Annotated in this window: 16 protein-coding genes and 4 tRNA genes; all 20 read left to right on the forward strand. The window is 61.1% G+C overall.

The window, feature by feature from the left end:
- The first annotated feature begins 195 nt into the window (after positions 1-195).
- The 20 genes from birA (at position 196) to tuf (KRX52_RS18540) (ending at position 20,705) form a co-directional block, all read left to right on the forward strand.
- Complete coding sequence (birA, locus tag KRX52_RS18445; protein ID WP_217683407.1) at positions 196-1,146, forward strand: bifunctional biotin--[acetyl-CoA-carboxylase] ligase/biotin operon repressor BirA; 951 nt, start codon at positions 196-198, stop codon at positions 1,144-1,146.
- Positions 1,136-1,891: a type III pantothenate kinase gene (locus KRX52_RS18450; protein WP_217683197.1), complete on the forward strand. Its 756-nt coding sequence runs from the start codon at positions 1,136-1,138 to the stop codon at positions 1,889-1,891. The genes birA and KRX52_RS18450 overlap by 11 nt, the downstream gene beginning before the upstream one ends.
- A 4-nt stretch (positions 1,892-1,895) precedes the next feature.
- Complete coding sequence (locus KRX52_RS18455; protein WP_217683198.1) at positions 1,896-2,576, forward strand: SPOR domain-containing protein; 681 nt, start codon at positions 1,896-1,898, stop codon at positions 2,574-2,576.
- A 121-nt stretch (positions 2,577-2,697) separates the two neighbouring features.
- Positions 2,698-2,782 (forward strand) — tRNA-Tyr (locus KRX52_RS18460).
- A 24-nt stretch (positions 2,783-2,806) separates the two neighbouring features.
- Positions 2,807-2,880: transfer RNA gene (locus KRX52_RS18465), tRNA-Gly, on the forward strand.
- 25 nt (positions 2,881-2,905) lie between these two features.
- Positions 2,906-2,981, forward strand: a tRNA-Thr gene (locus KRX52_RS18470).
- 81 nt (positions 2,982-3,062) lie between these two features.
- Positions 3,063-4,256 (forward strand): elongation factor Tu, encoded by a 1,194-nt coding sequence (gene tuf / locus KRX52_RS18475; protein ID WP_217683199.1) that lies wholly within the window; start codon positions 3,063-3,065, stop codon positions 4,254-4,256.
- A 52-nt stretch (positions 4,257-4,308) separates the two neighbouring features.
- Positions 4,309-4,384: transfer RNA gene (locus KRX52_RS18480), tRNA-Trp, on the forward strand.
- Positions 4,385-4,423: 39 nt separating this feature from the next.
- Positions 4,424-4,792, forward strand: coding sequence for a preprotein translocase subunit SecE (secE, locus tag KRX52_RS18485; RefSeq protein ID WP_217683200.1), 369 nt, complete (start codon positions 4,424-4,426; stop codon positions 4,790-4,792).
- A gap of 8 nt (positions 4,793-4,800) precedes the next feature.
- A complete protein-coding gene (gene nusG / locus KRX52_RS18490) occupies positions 4,801-5,334 on the forward strand; it encodes a transcription termination/antitermination protein NusG (RefSeq protein WP_217683201.1) in 534 nt (177 codons plus the stop codon).
- Between the two features lie 114 nt (positions 5,335-5,448).
- On the forward strand, positions 5,449-5,880 hold the full coding sequence (rplK, locus tag KRX52_RS18495) for a 50S ribosomal protein L11 (RefSeq protein WP_217683202.1): 432 nt from the start codon (positions 5,449-5,451) through the stop codon (positions 5,878-5,880).
- Entirely contained in the window at positions 5,880-6,575 is a 696-nt protein-coding gene (gene rplA, locus KRX52_RS18500) for a 50S ribosomal protein L1 (RefSeq protein WP_217683203.1), read from the forward strand. Before rplK ends, rplA begins: the two co-directional genes overlap by 1 nt.
- Before the next feature lie 198 nt (positions 6,576-6,773).
- Complete coding sequence (rplJ, locus tag KRX52_RS18505) at positions 6,774-7,274, forward strand: 50S ribosomal protein L10 (RefSeq protein ID WP_217683204.1); 501 nt, start codon at positions 6,774-6,776, stop codon at positions 7,272-7,274.
- 75 nt (positions 7,275-7,349) lie between these two features.
- Complete coding sequence (gene rplL, locus KRX52_RS18510) at positions 7,350-7,718, forward strand: 50S ribosomal protein L7/L12 (protein ID WP_217683205.1); 369 nt, start codon at positions 7,350-7,352, stop codon at positions 7,716-7,718.
- Positions 7,719-7,940: 222 nt separating this feature from the next.
- Positions 7,941-12,017: a DNA-directed RNA polymerase subunit beta gene (rpoB, locus tag KRX52_RS18515; RefSeq protein WP_217683206.1), complete on the forward strand. Its 4,077-nt coding sequence runs from the start codon at positions 7,941-7,943 to the stop codon at positions 12,015-12,017.
- A 59-nt stretch (positions 12,018-12,076) separates the two neighbouring features.
- Positions 12,077-16,279, forward strand: a complete 4,203-nt coding sequence (rpoC, locus tag KRX52_RS18520; protein WP_217683207.1) for a DNA-directed RNA polymerase subunit beta' — start codon at positions 12,077-12,079, stop codon at positions 16,277-16,279.
- 141 nt (positions 16,280-16,420) lie between these two features.
- Positions 16,421-16,792: a 30S ribosomal protein S12 gene (rpsL, locus tag KRX52_RS18525; RefSeq protein ID WP_090213017.1), complete on the forward strand. Its 372-nt coding sequence runs from the start codon at positions 16,421-16,423 to the stop codon at positions 16,790-16,792.
- Positions 16,793-16,877: 85 nt separating this feature from the next.
- Positions 16,878-17,348 (forward strand): 30S ribosomal protein S7, encoded by a 471-nt coding sequence (rpsG, locus tag KRX52_RS18530; RefSeq protein WP_090313836.1) that lies wholly within the window; start codon positions 16,878-16,880, stop codon positions 17,346-17,348.
- 30 nt (positions 17,349-17,378) lie between these two features.
- The gene (gene fusA / locus KRX52_RS18535; protein ID WP_217683208.1) at positions 17,379-19,481 is read left to right on the forward strand and encodes an elongation factor G; all 2,103 of its coding nucleotides are present in this window, start codon (positions 17,379-17,381) and stop codon (positions 19,479-19,481) included.
- A gap of 30 nt (positions 19,482-19,511) precedes the next feature.
- Positions 19,512-20,705 carry an elongation factor Tu gene (gene tuf / locus KRX52_RS18540; protein ID WP_217683209.1) on the forward strand — a complete coding sequence of 398 codons (1,194 nt, stop codon included), beginning with the start codon at positions 19,512-19,514 and terminating at the stop codon, positions 20,703-20,705.
- Positions 20,706-20,750 lie beyond the last annotated feature (45 nt).

Raw genomic sequence — 20,750 nt, forward strand, 5'->3', positions numbered from 1 at the left:
CCCGAACTCAGCAGTGAAACGACGCATCGCCGATGGTAGTGTGGAGCTTCTCCATGTGAGAGTAGGTCATCGTCAAGCACCTCTACAGAAACCCCGATCAGCTCAGCTGGTCGGGGTTTCGTCTTTTCGTCCTCGAATTTTGCAGCCTCTCCAAGCTGCCGGTTATGATGCGTAGCACGTTGATACGGGGTATCTATCTTGCAACTGTTACGACTCTTGGCCGATGGCCGGTTTCACTCGGGTGAAGAGCTGGGAAGGCTGCTGGGCATCAGTCGCAGTGCAGTATGGAAGCGGTTGCGGCAGTTGCAGATCGAAAACGGCCTGCGCCTATGCAGTGTTCGCGGCAAAGGCTATCGCCTGGAGCAGCCCCTGAGTCTGTTGTCTGCCGACGTTCTGGCGAAGCGCCTGCCTAATGTGCGCCTTCGTCTAGAGGAGCGAGTCGGCTCGACCAATGCTGCGGCCCTTGGTCTTCTATCTGAAACTGTGCCGCCCTTCGTCGTTATGGCCGAAGCACAGACTGCAGGTCGAGGACGACGTGGTCGGCAATGGGTCAGTCCGTATGGAGAAAACCTGTATTTTTCCCAGTTGATAAGGATCGAGCGCTCGGTGTCCCAGCTGCAGGCGCTGAGCCTGGTCGTCGGGCTCGCCGTGCTGCGGACGTTACGCCAGGCTGGAGTGGCTGGGGTGGGGCTGAAGTGGCCGAACGATTTGTTGGTCGGTACGAAAAAGATCGCCGGAATCCTGTTGGAGTTGAATGGCGATCCCGCAGACATCTGTCATGTTGTGATCGGGATAGGAGTTAACGCCAACATGCTGATGGCCGATGGCATTGATCAGGATTGGACATCAATACGGCGGGAGACTGGTCGTCTTGTCGATCGGAACGAGCTGGCTGCGGCGTTGGTCGAAGCGCTCGAGGGTTGCCTGAGCCTGCATCGAGAGCAGGGTTTTGCCGCTTTCCACGAGGAGTGGGAAGACAGCCATGCCTGGCATGGTTGCCTCGTTCGATTGACCAATGGCGTTAGGGAAATTGCCGGCACAGTCTTGGGGGTGACGGTCGATGGTGCATTGCGGCTGGAGGTTGATGGGGGAGAGCAGGTGTACAGCGGTGGTGAACTGAGCCTGAGGCTGCAGCATGATTCTTGAGCTGGATTGCGGGAATACGCTGGTCAAGTGGCGGGTGATCGTCGCCGATGGACGTGCGCCGGTGTATCAGGGGGCCGCCAGAGCTGATGGCGAGTTGCTGGTGCAGCTGGGCTCTGTTGCGGGGCTAGAGTTGTCTTGGTGCCGCATTGTCAGTGTGCGTAACGATGAAGAGACCGCGCAGTTGCTGGCGGCCCTGCGTGAGCGCTATCCGTTGCAAGTGCTGCAGGCTGGTGCTGCGGCTGTGTGTGCTGGCGTAAGGAATGGCTACCGGGATTACTCCCGTCTGGGACTGGACCGTTGGTTGGCGATCCTTGGCGGATATCATCTGGCCGGCAAGGCTTGCCTGATCATCGATCTTGGCACGGCAGTCACCGCCGATCTGGTCAGCTCGACCGGGGAGCATCTGGGAGGATATATCGGCCCTGGTCTGCCGCTCATGCGTACCCAGCTGTGCACCCATACCCGCCGCATCCGTTACGATGATGCGGAGGCGGCGCGCGCGGGGGTAGAGTTGCAGCCGGGGCGGAGTACAGCGGAGGCGGTGGAGCGAGGTTGCGTGCTGATGCTCAGGGGGTTTGTCAGCATGCAGGGCGCTCAGGCCAGAGAGCTGTTGGGCAATGATTTCATGGTGTTCCTGACTGGTGGCGACGCTAATCTGGTAGCCGATGTGCTGCCTGAGGCAAGAGCTGTTGCCGATCTGGTCTTCATCGGTCTGGGGCTCGCCTGCCCGATCAAGCGAGGTTGACTGGATGCGCTGGTTGTTTCTATTGCTGCTGATTCTGAATGCCACACAGTTCATTTGGTACAACCGCCAATTGCCTGAGGTGTCTACCGAGTTGCGCCTAGGTGCTGTCCAGGTGGTTGCGGCTCCGCAACAAGAGCTCAAGCTGCTTGCTGAGGCGCCAGTGAAGGCTTTGGCGGCAGGCGGCGGGTTGGCGGTCGAGCAAAGTGCGCCGGGCTGCCTGTTGCTGGGCGGTTTCGAGAGCGCCGAGCGGGCGGGATTGCTCGAACAGCGGTTGCTGAGTCTGGATATCGCTGCGCGCGTGGTTTCGACGGATGCCTCGCTGGGTAGCGATCACTGGGTATATATCCCACCGTTAGCCTCCCAGCAGGCATCCCTGCGTCAGCTGCGCGAGCTGCAGGCGCGGAAGATCGACGGCTACCTGATAACCGAGGGCGAGCTGGCCAACGGAATCCTCCTGGGTGTGTTCCCGCAGTTGGATTCAGCCGTCAGTGTGGCCGAGAAGCTGCGTGCTGCCGGTTATGAGCCACAGGTGCGTGAGCTGCCGCGGATTTACCAGGAGTACTGGGTACGAATTGCCGAGAAAAATCAGCGCCTTGTGGATGGCGACTTGCTGGCACGGCTGGCTGGCGATTTTTCCGATCTAAAACATCAACTTATCCAGTGTTCAGGGGTTGCGCATCACTGAAAGCTAGCCTAGAATGCGCACCACTTGAGGCGCTACTGCCAAGCAGGCGCCAAAAGATGTCAAGAAAATCAACAGGTTGCTTGACAGGGCGCAAAAGGTGAAATAAACTTTCGCGCAGTTTGGAGGGGTTCCCGAGCGGCCAAAGGGATCAGACTGTAAATCTGACGTCATCGACTTCGAAGGTTCGAATCCTTCCCCCTCCACCAGATTTAGCGTGAGCCGCAAGCTCCGCGGGTATAGTTCAGTGGTAGAACCTCAGCCTTCCAAGCTGATGATGCGGGTTCGATTCCCGCTACCCGCTCCAGTTGTGTTGTTCGTGCAAAGGTTTGGCTCATGTAGCTCAGCTGGTAGAGCACACCCTTGGTAAGGGTGAGGTCAGCGGTTCAAATCCGCTCATGAGCTCCAAATAAACAAGGGCAGATATGCAAATATCTGCCCTTGTTCTATGTGGGCAATTTTTGGGTACCTTGACGGGAGAGTGTCTCGATGGCTAAAGAGAAATTTGAACGTAACAAACCGCACCTGAACGTGGGCACCATCGGTCACGTTGACCATGGCAAGACCACCCTGACCGCTGCGCTGACCAAGGTCTGCGCCGAGGCTTGGGGCGGCTCCGCTCGTGACTTCTCCCAGATCGACAACGCTCCGGAAGAGAAGGCTCGCGGTATCACCATCAACACTTCCCACGTTGAGTACGATTCGGCCATTCGTCACTACGCTCACGTTGACTGCCCGGGTCACGCTGACTATGTGAAGAACATGATCACCGGTGCTGCCCAGATGGACGGCGCGATCCTGGTTTGCTCGGCTGCCGATGGTCCGATGCCGCAGACCCGCGAGCACATCCTGCTGTCCCGCCAGGTAGGCGTTCCCTACATCGTCGTGTTCCTGAACAAGGCCGACGTGGTAGACGATGCCGAGCTGCTGGAACTGGTCGAGATGGAAGTTCGCGACCTGCTGAGCACCTACGACTTCCCGGGCGACGACACTCCGATCATCATCGGTTCCGCGCTGATGGCTCTGAACGGCCAGGATGACAACGAGCTGGGCACCTCTGCCGTGCGCAAGCTGGTTGAGACCCTGGACACCTACATTCCGGAGCCGGAGCGTGCCATCGACAGGCCGTTCCTGATGCCGATCGAAGACGTGTTCTCGATCTCCGGTCGCGGCACCGTGGTAACCGGTCGCGTCGAGCGCGGCGTGGTCAAGGTTCAGGAAGAAGTGGAAATCGTCGGCATCCGTGCGACCACCAAGACCACCTGCACCGGCGTTGAGATGTTCCGCAAGCTGCTCGACGAAGGTCGTGCTGGTGAGAACGTCGGCGTGCTGCTGCGCGGCATCAAGCGCGAAGACGTCGAGCGTGGCCAGGTTCTGGCCAGGCCGGGCACCATCAAGCCGCACACCAAGTTCGAAGCTGAAGTGTACGTGCTGTCCAAGGAAGAAGGCGGTCGTCACACTCCGTTCTTCAAGGGCTACCGTCCGCAGTTCTACTTCCGTACCACCGACGTAACCGGCAACTGCGAACTGCCGGAAGGCGTTGAGATGGTAATGCCGGGCGACAACATCAAGATGGTTGTCACCCTGATCGCTCCGATCGCCATGGAAGACGGCCTGCGCTTCGCGATTCGCGAAGGCGGTCGTACCGTCGGCGCCGGCGTAGTTGCCAAGATCTTCGAATAAGTCGTTGATCTTTCTTGGGGAGGCTGGCATAATCGTCGGCCTGTCCAGTTACAGGCCAGTAGCTCAATTGGCAGAGCGGCGGTCTCCAAAACCGCAGGTTGGGGGTTCGATTCCCTCCTGGCCTGCCAGATTTCTCCAATCTGGCATCCTTTATAAGGTCCTTGCAGATGAACGCCAAGGCTGAAAGCAAAGATTCCCGTCTCGATATCCTTAAGTGGTCGGTGGTTGCCGTTGTGGTGGCTGTGGCTGTTGTGGGGAATCAGTATTTCGCAGCTACGCCTGTCCTGTATCGCGTGCTGGGGATCGTCGCTCTGGCGGCGGGTGCCATTTTCGTTGCATTGCAAACTGCCAAGGGTGGTGCGTTCTTTGCTTTGGCCAAGGATGCACGTACCGAGATCCGCAAGGTGGTCTGGCCGACCCGTCAGGAAACCACCCAGACCACGTTGATCGTGGTGGCTGTGGTGCTGGTGATGTCGCTGCTCCTGTGGGGCGTCGACTCGTTGCTGGGTTGGCTGGTTTCGTTGATCGTAGGGTAAGGTGCACTGTGGCTAAGCGTTGGTATGTTGTGCATGCCTATTCGGGATACGAAAAGCATGTAATGCGCTCCCTGGTCGAGCGTGTCAAGCTGGCCGGCATGGAAGACCAGTTCGGCGAAATTCTGGTCCCCACCGAAGAAGTGGTGGAGATGCGCAACGGCCAGAAGCGCAAGAGCGAGCGCAAGTTCTTCCCTGGCTACGTGCTGGTGCAGATGGAGATGAACGAGGCCACCTGGCACTTGATCAAGGATACTCCGCGCGTCATGGGCTTCATTGGTGGCACGGCAGACAAGCCGGCGCCGATCACCGAGAAGGAGGCCGAGGCCATCCTTCGTCGCGTCGCCGATGGCAGCGACAAGCCGCGTCCGAAGACCCTGTTCGAGCCGGGCGAGGTCGTTCGCGTTGTTGATGGTCCGTTTGCAGACTTCAATGGCGTCGTGGAAGAAGTGAATTACGAGAAGAGCCGGCTGCACGTGGCCGTGCTCATCTTCGGTCGCTCCACTCCGGTGGAGCTGGAGTTCGGCCAGGTCGAGAAGGTCTGATCGATAGGGATCCCAACCCCGCAGCTGCTGGCTGCGGGGTTTTGTTGTCACTGGGAAAAACGCGAAAGCAATCGGGGAGCCGCAAGGCGCATGTACCCGCAACTGGAGTAGCAAATGGCTAAGAAGATTACGGCTTATATCAAGCTGCAAGTAAAGGCCGCTCAGGCCAACCCGTCGCCGCCCGTCGGTCCGGCTCTCGGTCAGCACGGCGTCAACATCATGGAGTTCTGCAAGGCGTTCAATGCCCGTACCCAGGGCATGGAGCCGGGCCTGCCGACTCCGGTGATCATCACCGTTTACAGCGACCGCAGCTTCACCTTCGAAACCAAGAGCACCCCGGCTTCGGTTCTGCTGAAGAAGGCTGCCGGCATTGCCAGCGGCTCCGCTCGCCCGAACACCCAGAAAGTGGGCACCGTTACCCGTGCTCAGCTCGAAGAGATCGCCAAGGCCAAGACCGCCGATCTGACTGCAGCTGACCTGGATGCGGCCGTGCGTACCATCGCCGGTTCCGCTCGTAGCATGGGCCTCAACGTGGAGGGTGTGTAATGGCTAAGCTGACCAAGCGCCAAAAGGCAATCGCCGAAAAAATCGAAGCCGGCAAGCAATACGGTTTTGAAGACGCTGCCAAACTGCTGGCCGATCTGTCGACCATCAAGTTCAAGGAGTCGGTGGACATCGCCATCAATCTCGGCGTAGATCCGCGTAAATCCGACCAGGTCGTGCGTGGCGCCACCGTGCTGCCGAACGGCACCGGCAAGACCGTGCGCATTGCCGTGTTCACCCAGGGCCCGGCTGCCGAAGCAGCTCTGGCTGCCGGCGCAGACCGCGTTGGCATGGACGAACTGGCTGCCGAAATGAAAGGCGGCGATCTGAACTACGACGTGGTCATTGCCTCTCCGGACGCGATGCGTGTCGTTGGTCAGCTCGGCCAGATCCTTGGTCCGCGCGGCCTGATGCCGAACCCGAAAGTCGGCACCGTCACCCCCGACGTCGCGACTGCCGTGAAGAATGCCAAGGCTGGTCAGGTGCGTTTCCGTACCGACAAGAACGGCATCATCCACGCTTCCGTGGGCAAGGTCGATTTCGAAGCCGGCAAGCTGAAGCAGAACGTCGAAGCCCTGCTGGCCGACCTCAAGCGTCTGAAGCCTGCTGCGGCCAAAGGCGTGTACGTCAAGCGCGTGACCCTGAGCACCACCATGGGTCCGGGCCTGCAGATCGACCAGGCTTCCCTGGACGCGTAAGAATATTGGCGTACCGGTTCGCCGGTACGCCCACAGTATTGGGGTCCCTGCCTGGCGGGGGCTGTCCAAGACCGTAGGCGGCGCAAGCCTTAAATCTCCAGCCTACGCAGATGGTGCTCCCGATTCGGTTACCGAATCAGACACCAAAACGCCGTCCGGCTCCGGCTGGACGATACGGTAACATCCAGGAGTAAACCCGTGGCAATTAAGCTCGAAGACAAGAAGGCCATTGTCGCTGAAGTCAACGAGGCTGCCAAAGCTGCCCTGTCCGCTGTCGTGGCTGATGCCCGTGGCGTGACCGTAGGCGCCATGACCGGACTCCGTAAAGAGGCCCGCGAAGCTGGTGTGTACGTGAAAGTCGTACGTAACACCCTGGCTCGCCGCGCCGTTGAAGGCACTTCTTTCGAAGTGCTGAACGACGTGTTCAAGGGCCCGACCCTGATCGCATTCTCCAACGAGCATCCGGGCGCTGCCGCCCGTATTTTCAAGGAGTTCGCCAAGGGTCAGGACAAGTTCGAGATCAAGGCGGCTGCCTTCGAAGGCAAGTTCATTGCGGCCAATCAGATCGACGTACTGGCAACCCTGCCGACCTACAACGAAGCTATTTCTCAGCTGATGAGCGTGATCCAAGGCGCCACCAGCAAGCTGGCTCGTACTCTGGCGGCGGTTCGCGACAAGAAGGAAGCCGAGGCTGCCTGAGGCACCGCGGAATCTTCCACCTTTTTTGTTTAATAAGGCGGCCACAAGGCTGCCAACCAATACAGGAATAGAGTCATGGCTCTGACCAACGAAGACATCATCAACGCCGTTTCCGAAATGTCCGTGATGCAGGTTGTTGAACTGATCAAGGCAATGGAAGAGAAGTTCGGCGTAACTGCCGCTGCTGCTGCTGCTGCCGGCCCGGCCGCTGCCGCTGCTGTGGTTGAAGAGCAGACCGAGTTCAACATCATGCTGCTCGAGTCTGGCGAGAAGAAAGTCAACGTCATCAAGGTCGTTCGCGAACTGACCGGCCTGGGCCTGAAAGAAGCCAAGGCTGTCGTTGACAGCGCTCCGAGCGTGGTCAAGGAAGGCGCTTCCAAGGACGAGGCTGAAGCAGCCAAGAAGGCTCTGGAAGAAGCAGGCGCGAAGGTCGAGCTCAAGTAAGCTGAGCCGACATTGCGTCGACAGTCCGCTCGCTGATTCCGGACTGATGGCTGGTGGCCTATGCCACCGGCCTTTTTCCGTTGTGGGCAGCCCTGGCTTGGCCAGCTGCCCGTAACGTGAAATGCCACCCCGTGCGGTGGCCGCAAACCAAGGTTTGCACGATTTTCAGGCTGCTCCCATAGGAGAGGCCAAACAAGCAGGTGACCAAGCTGGGGAACGCTGATGGCTTACTCATATACTGAGAAAAAACGTATCCGCAAGGACTTTAGCAAGTTGCCGGACGTCATGGATGTGCCATATCTGCTGGCCATCCAACTGGATTCGTACCGCGAATTCCTGCAGGCGGGCGCTGGCAAGGAGCATCTCCGCGACGTCGGCCTGCATGCGGCCTTCAAATCCGTTTTCCCGATTATCAGCTATTCCGGCAATGCCGCCCTGGAATACGTCGGTTATCGCCTGGGCGAACCGGCATTTGACGTCAAGGAATGCGTGCTGCGCGGCGTGACCTTCGCCGTACCGCTGCGCGTGAAAGTGCGTCTGATGATTTTCGACAAGGAATCGTCGAGCAAGGCAATCAAGGACATCAAGGAGCAGGAAGTCTACATGGGGGAAATCCCCCTGATGACCGAGAACGGTACCTTCATCATCAACGGTACCGAGCGCGTCATCGTTTCCCAGCTGCACCGTTCGCCGGGCGTGTTCTTCGATCACGACAAGGGCAAGACCCACAGCTCGGGCAAGCTGCTGTACTCCGCACGCATCATCCCCTACCGCGGCTCCTGGCTGGACTTCGAGTTCGACCCGAAGGATGCCGTGTTCGTGCGTATCGACCGTCGCCGCAAGCTGCCGGCGTCCGTGCTGCTGCGCGCACTGAACTACGGTACCGAGGAGATCCTCGATACCTTCTATGACACCAACGTCTTCCACCTCAAGGATCAGTCGCTGAACCTCGAGCTGGTGCCGCAGCGTCTGCGTGGCGAGATCGCCGGTTTCGACATCAAGGATGACAGCGGCAAGGTCATCGTCGAGCAGGGCCGCCGCGTCACCGCGCGCCACATCAACCAGCTGGAAAAGGCCGGTATCAAGGAGCTGGAAGTCCCGCTGGACTACATCCTCGGTCGCACCCTGGCCAAGGCCATCGTGCATCCGGCCACCGGCGAGATCATCGCCGAGTGCAACACCGAGCTGACCACCGACCTGCTGGCCAAGATCGCCAAGGCCCAGGTGGTGCGCCTCGAGACGCTGTACACCAACGACATCGACTGCGGCCCGTTCATCTCTGACACCCTGAAGATCGACGGCACCAGCAACCAGCTGGAAGCGCTGGTCGAGATCTACCGGATGATGCGTCCCGGCGAGCCGCCGACCAAGGATTCCGCCGAGACCCTGTTCAACAACCTGTTCTTCAGCCCCGAGCGCTATGACCTGTCTGCGGTCGGCCGGATGAAGTTCAACCGCCGCATCGGTCGCGAAGAGATCGAAGGCCCGGGCGTACTGAGCCGCGAAGATATCGTCGCCGTGCTCAAGACCCTGGTCGACATTCGTAACGGCAAGGGCATCGTCGACGACATCGACCACCTGGGCAACCGCCGCGTGCGTTGCGTCGGCGAAATGGCCGAGAACCAGTTCCGCGTCGGCCTGGTGCGCGTCGAGCGCGCGGTCAAGGAACGCCTGTCGATGGCCGAAAGCGAAGGCCTGATGCCGCAGGACCTGATCAACGCCAAGCCGGTGGCTGCCGCGGTCAAGGAGTTCTTCGGCTCCAGCCAGCTGTCGCAGTTCATGGACCAGAACAACCCGCTGTCCGAGATCACCCACAAGCGCCGCGTTTCCGCGCTCGGCCCGGGCGGTCTGACCCGCGAGCGTGCCGGCTTCGAAGTGCGCGACGTGCACCCGACCCACTACGGCCGCGTGTGCCCGATCGAAACGCCGGAAGGTCCGAACATCGGCCTGATCAACTCGCTGGCCACCTACGCCCGTACCAACCAGTACGGTTTCCTCGAGAGCCCGTACCGCGTGGTCAAGAGTGGCCAGGTGACCGACGAGATCGTCTTCCTGTCGGCGATCGAGGAAGGCAACCACGTCATCGCCCAGGCCTCCGCGACCCTCAACGAGCAGGGTCAGCTGGTCGACGAGCTGGTGGCCGTGCGTCACCTGAACGAATTCACCGTCAAGGCGCCGGAAGACGTCACTCTGATGGACGTGTCGCCCAAGCAGGTGGTTTCTGTCGCGGCTTCGCTGATTCCGTTCCTCGAGCACGACGACGCCAACCGCGCTCTGATGGGTTCGAACATGCAGCGTCAGGCCGTGCCGACCCTGCGTGCCGACAAGCCGCTGGTGGGTACCGGCATGGAGCGCAACGTCGCCCGTGACTCCGGCGTCTGCGTGGTGGCCCGTCGCGGCGGCGTGATCGACTCGGTCGATGCCAGCCGCATCGTGGTGCGCGTTAACGACGACGAGGTCGAGACCGGCGAAGCGGGTGTCGACATCTACAACCTGACCAAGTACACCCGTTCCAACCAGAACACCTGCATCAACCAGCGTCCACTGGTGCAGAAGGGTGACAAGGTTGCGCGCAGCGACATCATGGCCGACGGTCCGTCCACCGACATGGGTGAGCTAGCTCTGGGTCAGAATATGCGCGTCGCGTTCATGCCGTGGAACGGCTTCAACTTCGAAGACTCCATCTGCCTGTCCGAGCGCGTGGTCCAGGAAGACCGCTTCACCACCATCCATATCCAGGAACTGACCTGCGTGTCGCGCGACACCAAGCTCGGCCCGGAGGAGATCACTGCGGATATCCCGAACGTCGGTGAAGCTGCGCTGAACAAGCTGGATGAGGCGGGTATCGTGTATGTGGGTGCCGAAGTCGGCGCCGGCGACATCCTGGTCGGCAAGGTCACGCCGAAGGGCGAGACCCAGCTGACCCCGGAAGAGAAGCTGCTGCGGGCGATCTTCGGCGAAAAGGCCAGCGACGTGAAGGACACCTCCCTGCGCGTGCCGACCGGCACCAAGGGCACCGTCATCGACGTCCAGGTCTTCACTCGCGATGGCGTGGAGCGTGACTCCCGCGCCCTGGCGATCGAGAAGCAGCAACTCGACGAGATCCGCAAGGACCTCAACGAGGAGTTCCGCATCGTCGAAGGTGCCACCTTCGAGCGTCTGCGCTCGGCGCTGGTCGGCCGTCAGGCCGATGGTGGTCCGCTCGGCCTGAAGAAGGGCGCCGAGATCACCCACGAGTACCTCGACGGCCTCGAGCGCGGCCAGTGGTTCAAGCTGCGCATGGCCGAAGAGGCGCTGAACGAGCAGCTGGAGAAGGCCCAGGCCTACATTTCCGACCGCCGTCAGCTGCTCGACGACAAGTTCGAGGACAAGAAGCGCAAGCTGCAGCAGGGCGACGACCTCGCGCCGGGCGTGCTGAAGATCGTCAAGGTCTACCTCGCCATCAAGCGCCGCATCCAGCCGGGCGACAAGATGGCCGGGCGCCACGGTAACAAGGGTGTGGTGTCGGTGATCATGCCGGTCGAAGACATGCCGCACGATGCCTACGGCACGCCGGTGGACATCGTCCTCAACCCGCTGGGCGTACCGTCGCGGATGAACGTCGGCCAGATCCTCGAGACCCACCTGGGTCTGGCGGCCAAGGGCCTCGGCGAGAAGATCAACCGCATGCTCGAAGAGCAGCGCAAGATCGCCGAACTGCGCGCCTTCCTGCACGAGATCTACAACGAGATCGGCGGTCGCCAGGAAAGCCTCGACAGCCTGAGTGACGCGGAAGTCCTGGCCCTGGCCGAGAACCTGCGCAAGGGCGTGCCGATGGCCACCCCGGTGTTCGACGGTGCCGACGAGCGCGAGATCAAGGCCATGTTGAAGCTGGCCGATCTGCCGGAAAGCGGCCAGATGCAGCTGTACGACGGCCGTACCGGTAACGCCTTCGAGCGCACCACCACCGTCGGCTACATGTACATGCTCAAGCTGAACCACCTGGTCGACGACAAGATGCACGCGCGCTCCACCGGCTCCTACAGCCTGGTTACCCAGCAGCCGCTGGGCGGCAAGGCGCAGTTCGGTGGCCAGCGTTTCGGGGAGATGGAGGTCTGGGCGCTGGAAGCCTACGGCGCCGCCTACACCCTGCAGGAAATGCTGACCGTGAAGTCGGACGACGTGAACGGCCGGACCAAGATGTACAAAAACATCGTGGATGGCGATCACCGCATGGAGGCCGGCATGCCCGAGTCCTTCAACGTGCTGATCAAGGAAATCCGTTCGCTCGGCATCGACATCGAGCTGGAAACCGAATAACCCGCGACGCGTTCCGGCGGCAGGTGAGCCTGCCGCCGGCTCCGTGAGGAGGAAAGGCCTTGAAAGACCTGCTTAATCTGTTGAAAAACCAGGGTCAAGTCGAAGAGTTCGATGCCATCCGTATCTCTCTGGCATCGCCCGAGATGATCCGTTCCTGGTCCTTCGGTGAAGTCAAAAAGCCGGAGACAATTAACTACCGTACCTTCAAACCGGAGCGCGACGGCCTGTTCTGCGCCAAGATCTTCGGCCCGGTGAAGGACTACGAGTGCCTGTGCGGCAAGTACAAGCGCCTCAAGCACCGCGGCGTGATCTGCGAGAAGTGCGGCGTGGAAGTCGCCCTGGCCAAGGTGCGCCGCGAGCGCATGGGCCACATCGAGCTGGCTTCGCCGGTCGCCCACATCTGGTTCCTCAAGTCGCTGCCGTCCCGTATCGGCCTGCTGCTGGATATGACCCTGCGCGACATCGAGCGCGTGCTCTATTTCGAGAGCTACGTGGTCATCGATCCGGGCATGACCCCGCTGGAAAAGGGTCAGCTGCTCAACGATGAGCAGTACTTCGAGGCCCTCGAGGAGCACGGTGACGACTTCGACGCGCGCATGGGCGCCGAGGCCGTGTTCGAGCTGCTGGGCGGCATCGACCTGGAGCACGAGATCGGTCGCTTGCGCGAAGAAATTCCGCAGACCAACTCGGAAACCAAGATCAAGAAGTTGTCCAAGCGCCTGAAGCTGATGGAAGCCTTCCAGGGCTCCGGCAACAAGCCGGAGTGGATGGTACTGACCGTGCTGCCGGTACTGCCGCCGGACCTGCGTCCGCTGGTGCCGCTGGACGGTGGCCGCTTCGCGACTTCCGATCTCAACGATCTGTACCGTCGCGTGATCAACCGCAACAACCGTCTCAAGCGCCTGCTCGACCTGTCGGCGCCGGACATCATCGTGCGCAACGAAAAGCGCATGCTGCAGGAAGCGGTCGACGCCCTGCTGGACAACGGCCGCCGCGGCCGTGCCATCACCGGCTCGAACAAGCGCCCGCTGAAGTCCCTGGCCGACATGATCAAGGGCAAGCAGGGTCGCTTCCGTCAGAACCTGCTCGGCAAGCGCGTCGACTACTCCGGTCGTTCGGTAATCACCGTCGGCCCGACCCTGCGTCTGCACCAGTGCGGTCTGCCGAAGAAAATGGCTCTCGAGCTGTTCAAGCCGTTCATCTTCGGCAAGCTCGAAGCGCGCGGTATGGCCACCACCATCAAGGCGGCCAAGAAGATGGTCGAGCGCGAGCTGCCCGAGGTGTGGGACGTGCTCGCCGAGGTCATCCGCGAACACCCTGTGCTGCTCAACCGTGCGCCGACCCTGCACCGTCTGGGTATCCAGGCGTTCGAGCCGGTGCTCATCGAAGGCAAGGCCCTGCAGCTGCACCCGCTGGTGTGCGCCGCGTACAACGCCGACTTCGACGGTGACCAGATGGCCGTGCACGTCCCGCTGACCCTCGAGGCTCAGCTGGAAGCGCGCGCGCTGATGATGTCGACCAACAACATCCTGTCCCCGGCCAACGGCGAGCCGATCATCGTGCCGTCGCAGGACGTGGTGCTGGGTCTGTACTACATGACACGCGAGGCCATCAACGCCAAGGGCGAAGGTCGCGTGTTCGCCGACCTGCAGGAAGTCGACCGCGTGTTCCGCGCCGGCGAGGTTTCCCTGCACGCCAAGGTCAAGGTGCGCATCAACGAAGTGGTCAAGGATCGCGACAGCGGCGTGATCACCAAGAACACCCGCATCGTCGACACCACTGTTGGCCGTGCGCTGCTGTTCCAGGTGGTGCCGTCGGGGCTGTCGTTCGACGTCGTCAACCAGCCGATGAAGAAGAAGGCGATCTCCAAGCTGATCAACCACAGCTACCGCGTGGTGGGTCTCAAGCACACCGTGATCTTCGCCGACCAGCTGATGTACACCGGCTTCGCCTATTCGACCATCTCCGGCGTATCGATCGGCGTCAACGACTTCGTCATCCCGGCCGAGAAGGCGCGCATCATCGATGCCGCCACCGCCGAGGTGAAGGAGATCGAGACCCAGTACGCCTCGGGTCTGGTGACCCAGGGCGAGAAGTACAACAAGGTGATCGACCTGTGGTCGAAGGCAAACGACGAAGTGTCCAAGGCGATGATGGCCAACCTCTCGAAAGAGAAGGTCGTCGACCGTCACGGCAACCAAGTCGATCAGGAGTCCTTCAACTCCATGTACATGATGGCGGACTCCGGTGCGCGGGGTTCCGCGGCGCAGATCCGTCAGCTCGCCGGTATGCGTGGTCTGATGGCCAAGCCGGACGGCTCGATCATCGAGACGCCGATCACCGCGAACTTCCGTGAAGGCCTGAACGTACTGCAGTACTTCATCTCCACCCACGGTGCCCGTAAGGGTCTGGCGGATACCGCGCTGAAGACCGCGAACTCCGGTTACCTGACCCGTCGCCTGGTCGACGTGGCCCAGGACCTGGTGGTGACCGAGATCGACTGCGGTACCGAACAGGGCCTGCTGATGACCCCGCACATCGAAGGCGGCGACATCGTCGAGCCGCTCGGTGAGCGCGTGCTGGGTCGCGTGATTGCCCGCGATGTGCCCAAGCCGGGCACCGACGAGATCATCGTGCCGGCCGGTACCCTGATCGACGAGCAGTGGGTCGACTTCCTCGAGCTGAACAGCGTCGACGAAGTGATCGTGCGTTCGCCGATTGCCTGCGAAACCCGCTACGGCATCTGCGCCAAGTGCTACGGTCGCGATCTGGCCCGTGGCCACCAGGTGAACATCGGTGAAGCGGTCGGCGTCATCGCTGCCCAGTCGATCGGTGAGCCGGGTACCCAGCTGACCATGCGTACCTTCCACATCGGTGGTGCGGCCAGTCGAAGCGCGGCGCAGGACAGCATTCAGGTGAAGAACGGCGGCACCATCCGCCTGCACAACCTGAAGCACGTCGAGCGTACCGACGGCGCGCTGGTGGCGGTATCCCGCTCCGGCGAGCTGGCAGTGGCCGACGACTTCGGGCGCGAGCGCGAGCGTTACAAGCTGCCGTATGGCGCGGTGATTTCCGTGCAGGAAGGCGACCGGGTAGAGGCCGGTTCCGTGGTGGCCAAGTGGGACCCGCACACCCACCCGATCGTCACCGAGATGGCCGGTACCGTGACCTTCGTCGGCATGGAGGAGGGCATCACTGTACGCCGCCAGACCGACGAGCTGACCGGTCTGACCAACATCGAGGTCATGGATCTGCACGAGCGTCCGGCCGCCGGCAAGGACATCCGTCCGGCCGTCAAGCTGGTCGATGCGTCCGGCAAGGAACTGCTGCTGCCGGGTACCGACGTGCCGGCCCAGTACTTCCTGCCGGCCAAGACCCTCGTCAACCTGTCCGACGGTGCCAAGGTGAGCGTCGGTGACGTGGTGGCGCGTATCCCGCAGGAAACCTCGAAGACCCGCGACATCACCGGTGGTCTGCCGCGCGTGGCCGACCTGTTCGAAGCGCGGCGTCCGAAGGAGCCGTCGATCCTCGCGGAAATCAGCGGCACCATCAGCTTCGGCAAGGAGACCAAGGGCAAGCGCCGTCTGGTCATCACGCCGAACGATGGCAGCGATCCGTACGAGGAGCTGATTCCGAAATGGCGTCACCTCAACGTCTTCGAAGGCGAGCAGGTGAACAAGGGCGAAGTGATCTCCGACGGTCCGAGCAACCCGCACGACATCCTGCGCCTGCTGGGTGTCAGCGCGCTGGCCAAGTACATCGTCAACGAGATCCAGGACGTGTACCGCCTGCAGGGCGTGAAGATCAACGACAAGCACATCGAAACCATCCTGCGCCAGATGCTGCGCAAGGTCGAGATCAGCGAGTCGGGTGACTCCAGTCTCATCAAGGGCGACCAGGCCGAGCTGACCCAGGTGCTGGAAGAAAACGAACGCCTGGCGGCAGACGACAAGTTCATCGCCAAGTTCGAGCGCGTGCTGCTGGGCATCACCAAGGCCTCGCTGTCGACCGAGTCGTTCATCTCCGCGGCCTCCTTCCAGGAGACCACCCGCGTCCTCACCGAGGCGGCGGTTACCGGCAAGCGCGACTACCTGCGCGGCCTGAAGGAGAACGTGGTGGTGGGTCGACTGATCCCGGCCGGTACCGGTCTGGCCTACCACAGCGAGCGCAAGCGTCGTCGCGAAGCCGACAAGCCGCAGCGCGTGAGTGCCAGCGAAGTCGAAGCGGCGCTGACCGAAGCGCTGAACTTCAGCGAAAAATGAGTGCTACCCCCGGTCGCCCTGGCGGCCGGGGGTGCCTTGACGAGGGGTGTCAAGCTCTTTAGACTCATGCACCCCTTAATCTCGCGGGGCGTTTCGCTTTGCGAAATTTTTGTGTCGAAAGACAATCAGTGGAGCTAGTAGATGGCAACTATCAACCAGCTGGTGCGCCAGCCGCGCAAGCGCGTCACCGAAAAGAGTGACGTGCCGGCGCTGCAGAACTGCCCCCAGCGTCGCGGGGTATGTACTCGCGTTTACACCACCACCCCGAAGAAGCCCAACTCGGCGCTGCGTAAGGTTTGCCGTGTGCGCCTGACCAACGGCTACGAAGTCGCTTCCTACATCGGTGGTGAGGGTCACAACCTGCAGGAACACAGCGTAGTGCTGATCCGTGGCGGTCGTGTAAAAGACCTTCCGGGTGTGCGTTACCACACCGTGCGCGGTTCGCTGGATACCTCCGGCGTCAAGGACCGTAAGCAGGGTCGTTCGAAGTACGGCGCCAAGCGTCCGAAGTAATTTTCCGAATCCATTTTTGTCGAGTCGATAAGAGTAAGGTCGGGCAAGTCCCGGGCTAACCTGAAGACCGTTTGAGGGCTTATCAATGCCAAGACGTCGTGTAGCGGCCAAGCGTGAAATCCTGGCCGATCCGAAGTACGGAAGCCAGATCCTGGCTAAATTCATGAACCACGTGATGGAAAGCGGCAAGAAAGCCGTGGCCGAGCGCATCGTTTACGGTGCCCTGGAAACCGTCAAGCAGCGCAAGAACGTCGACCCCCTGGAAACCTTCGAGAAAGCACTCGACGCCATCGCTCCGCTGGTCGAAGTGAAGTCCCGTCGTGTCGGCGGTGCTACCTATCAGGTTCCGGTCGAAGTTCGCCCGTCCCGTCGCAACGCTCTGGCCATGCGCTGGCTGGTGGACTACGCGCGCAAGCGCGGTGAGAAGTCCATGGCTCTGCGCCTCGCTGGCGAGCTGATCGATGCTGCCGAAGGCAAAGGCGCTGCTGTGAAGAAGCGTGAAGACGTGCACCGCATGGCCGAAGCCAACAAGGCCTTCTCGCACTACCGTTTCTAAGAAGCGCTTTCATCTAGCGAGGACCCTACCGTGGCCCGTACTACACCAATCAACCGCTATCGCAATATCGGCATCTGCGCCCACGTGGACGCCGGTAAGACCACCACCACCGAGCGGATCCTGTTCTACACCGGCCTCAGCCACAAGATGGGTGAAGTGCACGATGGTGCTGCGACCACCGACTGGATGGTGCAGGAGCAGGAGCGTGGTATCACCATCACCTCCGCTGCCGTGACCACCTTCTGGAAGGGCTCGCGCGGTCAGTACGACAACTACCGCGTCAACGTCATCGACACCCCCGGCCACGTGGACTTCACCATTGAGGTGGAGCGTTCGCTGCGTGTGCTGGACGGTGCTGTCGTGGTGTTCTGCGGCACTTCCGGCGTTGAGCCGCAGTCCGAAACCGTATGGCGTCAGGCCAACAAGTACGGCGTACCGCGCATCGTCTACGTCAACAAGATGGACCGTGCCGGCGCGAACTTCCTGCGCGTGGTCGGCCAGATCAAGCAGCGTCTGGGCCACACTCCGGTGCCGGTGCAGCTGGCGATCGGTGCCGAGGAAAACTTCGAAGGTCAGATCGACCTGCTGAAGATGAAGGCGATCTACTGGAACGACGACGACAAGGGCACCACCTACCGCGAGGAAGAGATTCCTGCGGAGCTGCTGGATCTGGCAGAAGAGTGGCGTTCGAACATGGTCGAGGCGGCTGCCGAGGCCAACGAAGAGCTGATGAACAAGTATCTCGAAGAGGGTGAGCTCACCCTCGACGAGATCAAGGCTGGCCTGCGTCAGCGTACCATCGCCTGCGAAATCGTTCCGGCTGTCTGCGGCTCCTCGTTCAAGAACAAGGGCGTTCCGCTGGTACTCGACGCCGTCATCGATTTCCTGCCGGCTCCGACCGAGATTCCGGCTATCCAGGGTGTCAACCCGGATAACGAGGAAATCACCGACGAGCGCCATGCCAGCGACGACGAGCCGTTCTCGGCTCTGGCGTTCAAGATTGCCACCGACCCGTTCGTCGGCACCCTGACCTTTGCGCGCGTCTACTCTGGCGTGCTGAGCTCGGGTGACTCGGTGATGAACTCGGTGAAGGGCAAGAAGGAGCGCGTCGGCCGGATGGTGCAGATGCATGCCAACCAGCGTGACGAGATCAAAGAGTGCCGCGCGGGCGACATCGCCGCCCTGATCGGCATGAAGGATGTCACCACTGGCGACACCCTGTGCTCCATCGACAAGCCGATCATTCTCGAGCGCATGGACTTCCCGGAGCCGGTAATCTCCGTGGCGGTCGAGCCGAAGACCAAGGCTGACCAGGAGAAGATGGGTATCGCTCTGGGCAAGCTGGCTCAGGAAGACCCGTCGTTCCGCGTCAAGACCGACGAAGAAACCGGCCAGACCATCATCTCCGGCATGGGTGAGCTGCACCTGGACATCCTCGTTGACCGCATGAAGCGCGAGTTCAACGTCGAGGCCAACATCGGCAAGCCGCAGGTGGCTTACCGTGAAATGATCCGCAACAAGTGCGAGATCGAAGGCAAGTTCGTTCGTCAGTCCGGCGGTCGTGGCCAGTTCGGTCACTGCTGGATCCGCTTCGAGCCGTCCGACGAAGGTCAGGAAGGTCTGGAGTTCAAGAACGAAGTCGTGGGTGGTGTGGTTCCGAAGGAATACATCCCGGCGATCCAGAAGGGCATCGAAGAGCAGATGAAGAACGGCGTTGTCGCTGGCTATCCGCTCATCGGCCTGAAGGCAACCGTGTTCGACGGTTCCTACCATGACGTTGACTCCAACGAAATGGCGTTCAAGATCGCAGCCTCCATGGCGACCAAGCAGCTGGCCCAGAAGGGTGGTGCAGTCCTGCTTGAGCCGATCATGAAGGTTGAGGTGGTGACTCCGGAAGACTACATGGGCGACGTGATGGGCGACCTGAACCGTCGTCGCGGCCTGATCCAGGGCATGGAAGACACCGTGTCCGGCAAGGTGATCCGCGCCGAAGTGCCGCTGGGCGAGATGTTCGGTTACGCTACCGACGTGCGTTCGATGTCCCAGGGTCGTGCGAGCTACTCCATGGAGTTCTCGAAGTACTCGGAAGCTCCGGCCAACATCGCCGAAGCTATCGTCAAGAAACAAGGTTGATTCAGTCCTTTTAGCAAGAGGTTCACTGTCGTGGCTAAAGAAAAATTTGAACGTAACAAACCGCACCTGAACGTGGGCACCATCGGTCACGTTGACCATGGCAAGACCACCCTGACCGCTGCGCTGACCAAGGTCTGCGCCGAGACTTGGGGCGGCTCCGCTCGTGACTTCTCCCAGATCGACAACGCTCCGGAAGAGAAGGCTCGCGGTATCACCATCAACACTTCCCACGTTGAGTACGATTCGGCCATTCGTCACTACGCTCACGTTGACTGCCCGGGTCACGCTGACTATGTGAAGAACATGATCACCGGTGCTGCCCAGATGGACGGCGCGATCCTGGTTTGCTCGGCTGCCGATGGTCCGATGCCGCAGACCCGCGAGCACATCCTGTTGTCCCGCCAGGTAGGCGTTCCCTACATCGTCGTGTTCCTGAACAAGGCCGACGTGGTAGACGATGCCGAACTGCTGGAACTGGTCGAGATGGAAGTTCGCGACCTGCTGAGCACCTACGACTTCCCGGGCGACGACACTCCGATCATCATCGGTTCCGCGCTGATGGCTCTGAACGGCCAGGACGACAACGAGCTGGGCACCTCTGCCGTGCGCAAGCTGGTTGAGACCTTGGACACCTACATTCCGGAGCCGGAGCGTGCCATCGATAAGCCGTTCCTGATGCCGATCGAAGACGTGTTCTCGATCTCCGGTCGCGGCACCGTGGTAACCGGTCGCGTCGAGCGCGGCGTGGTCAAGGTCCAGGAAGAAGTGGAAATCGTCGGCATCCGCGCGACCACCAAGACCACCTGCACCGGCGTTGAGATGTTCCGCAAGCTGCTCGACGAAGGTCGTGCTGGCGAGAACGTCGGCGTACTGCTGCGCGGCATCAAGCGTGAAGACGTCGAGCGTGGCCAGGTTCTGGCTAAGCCGGGCACCATCAAGCCGCACACCAAGTTCGAAGCTGAAGTGTACGTGCTGTCCAAGGAAGAAGGCGGTCGTCACACTCCGTTCTTCAAGGGCTACCGTCCGCAGTTCTACTTCCGCACCACCGACGTAACCGGCAACTGCGAACTGCCGGAAGGCGTTGAGATGGTAATGCCGGGCGACAACATCAAGATGGTTGTCACCCTGATCGCTCCGATCGCCATGGAAGACGGCCTGCGCTTCGCGATTCGCGAAGGCGGTCGTACCGTCGGCGCCGGCGTGGTTGCCAAGATCTTCGAATAATCGAAGTTCGGTAGCAGAGGAGCCCCCGCCTAGCGGGGGCTTTCT

The organism is Geopseudomonas aromaticivorans, assembly GCF_019097855.1.
Lineage (GTDB): Bacteria > Pseudomonadota > Gammaproteobacteria > Pseudomonadales > Pseudomonadaceae > Geopseudomonas > Geopseudomonas aromaticivorans.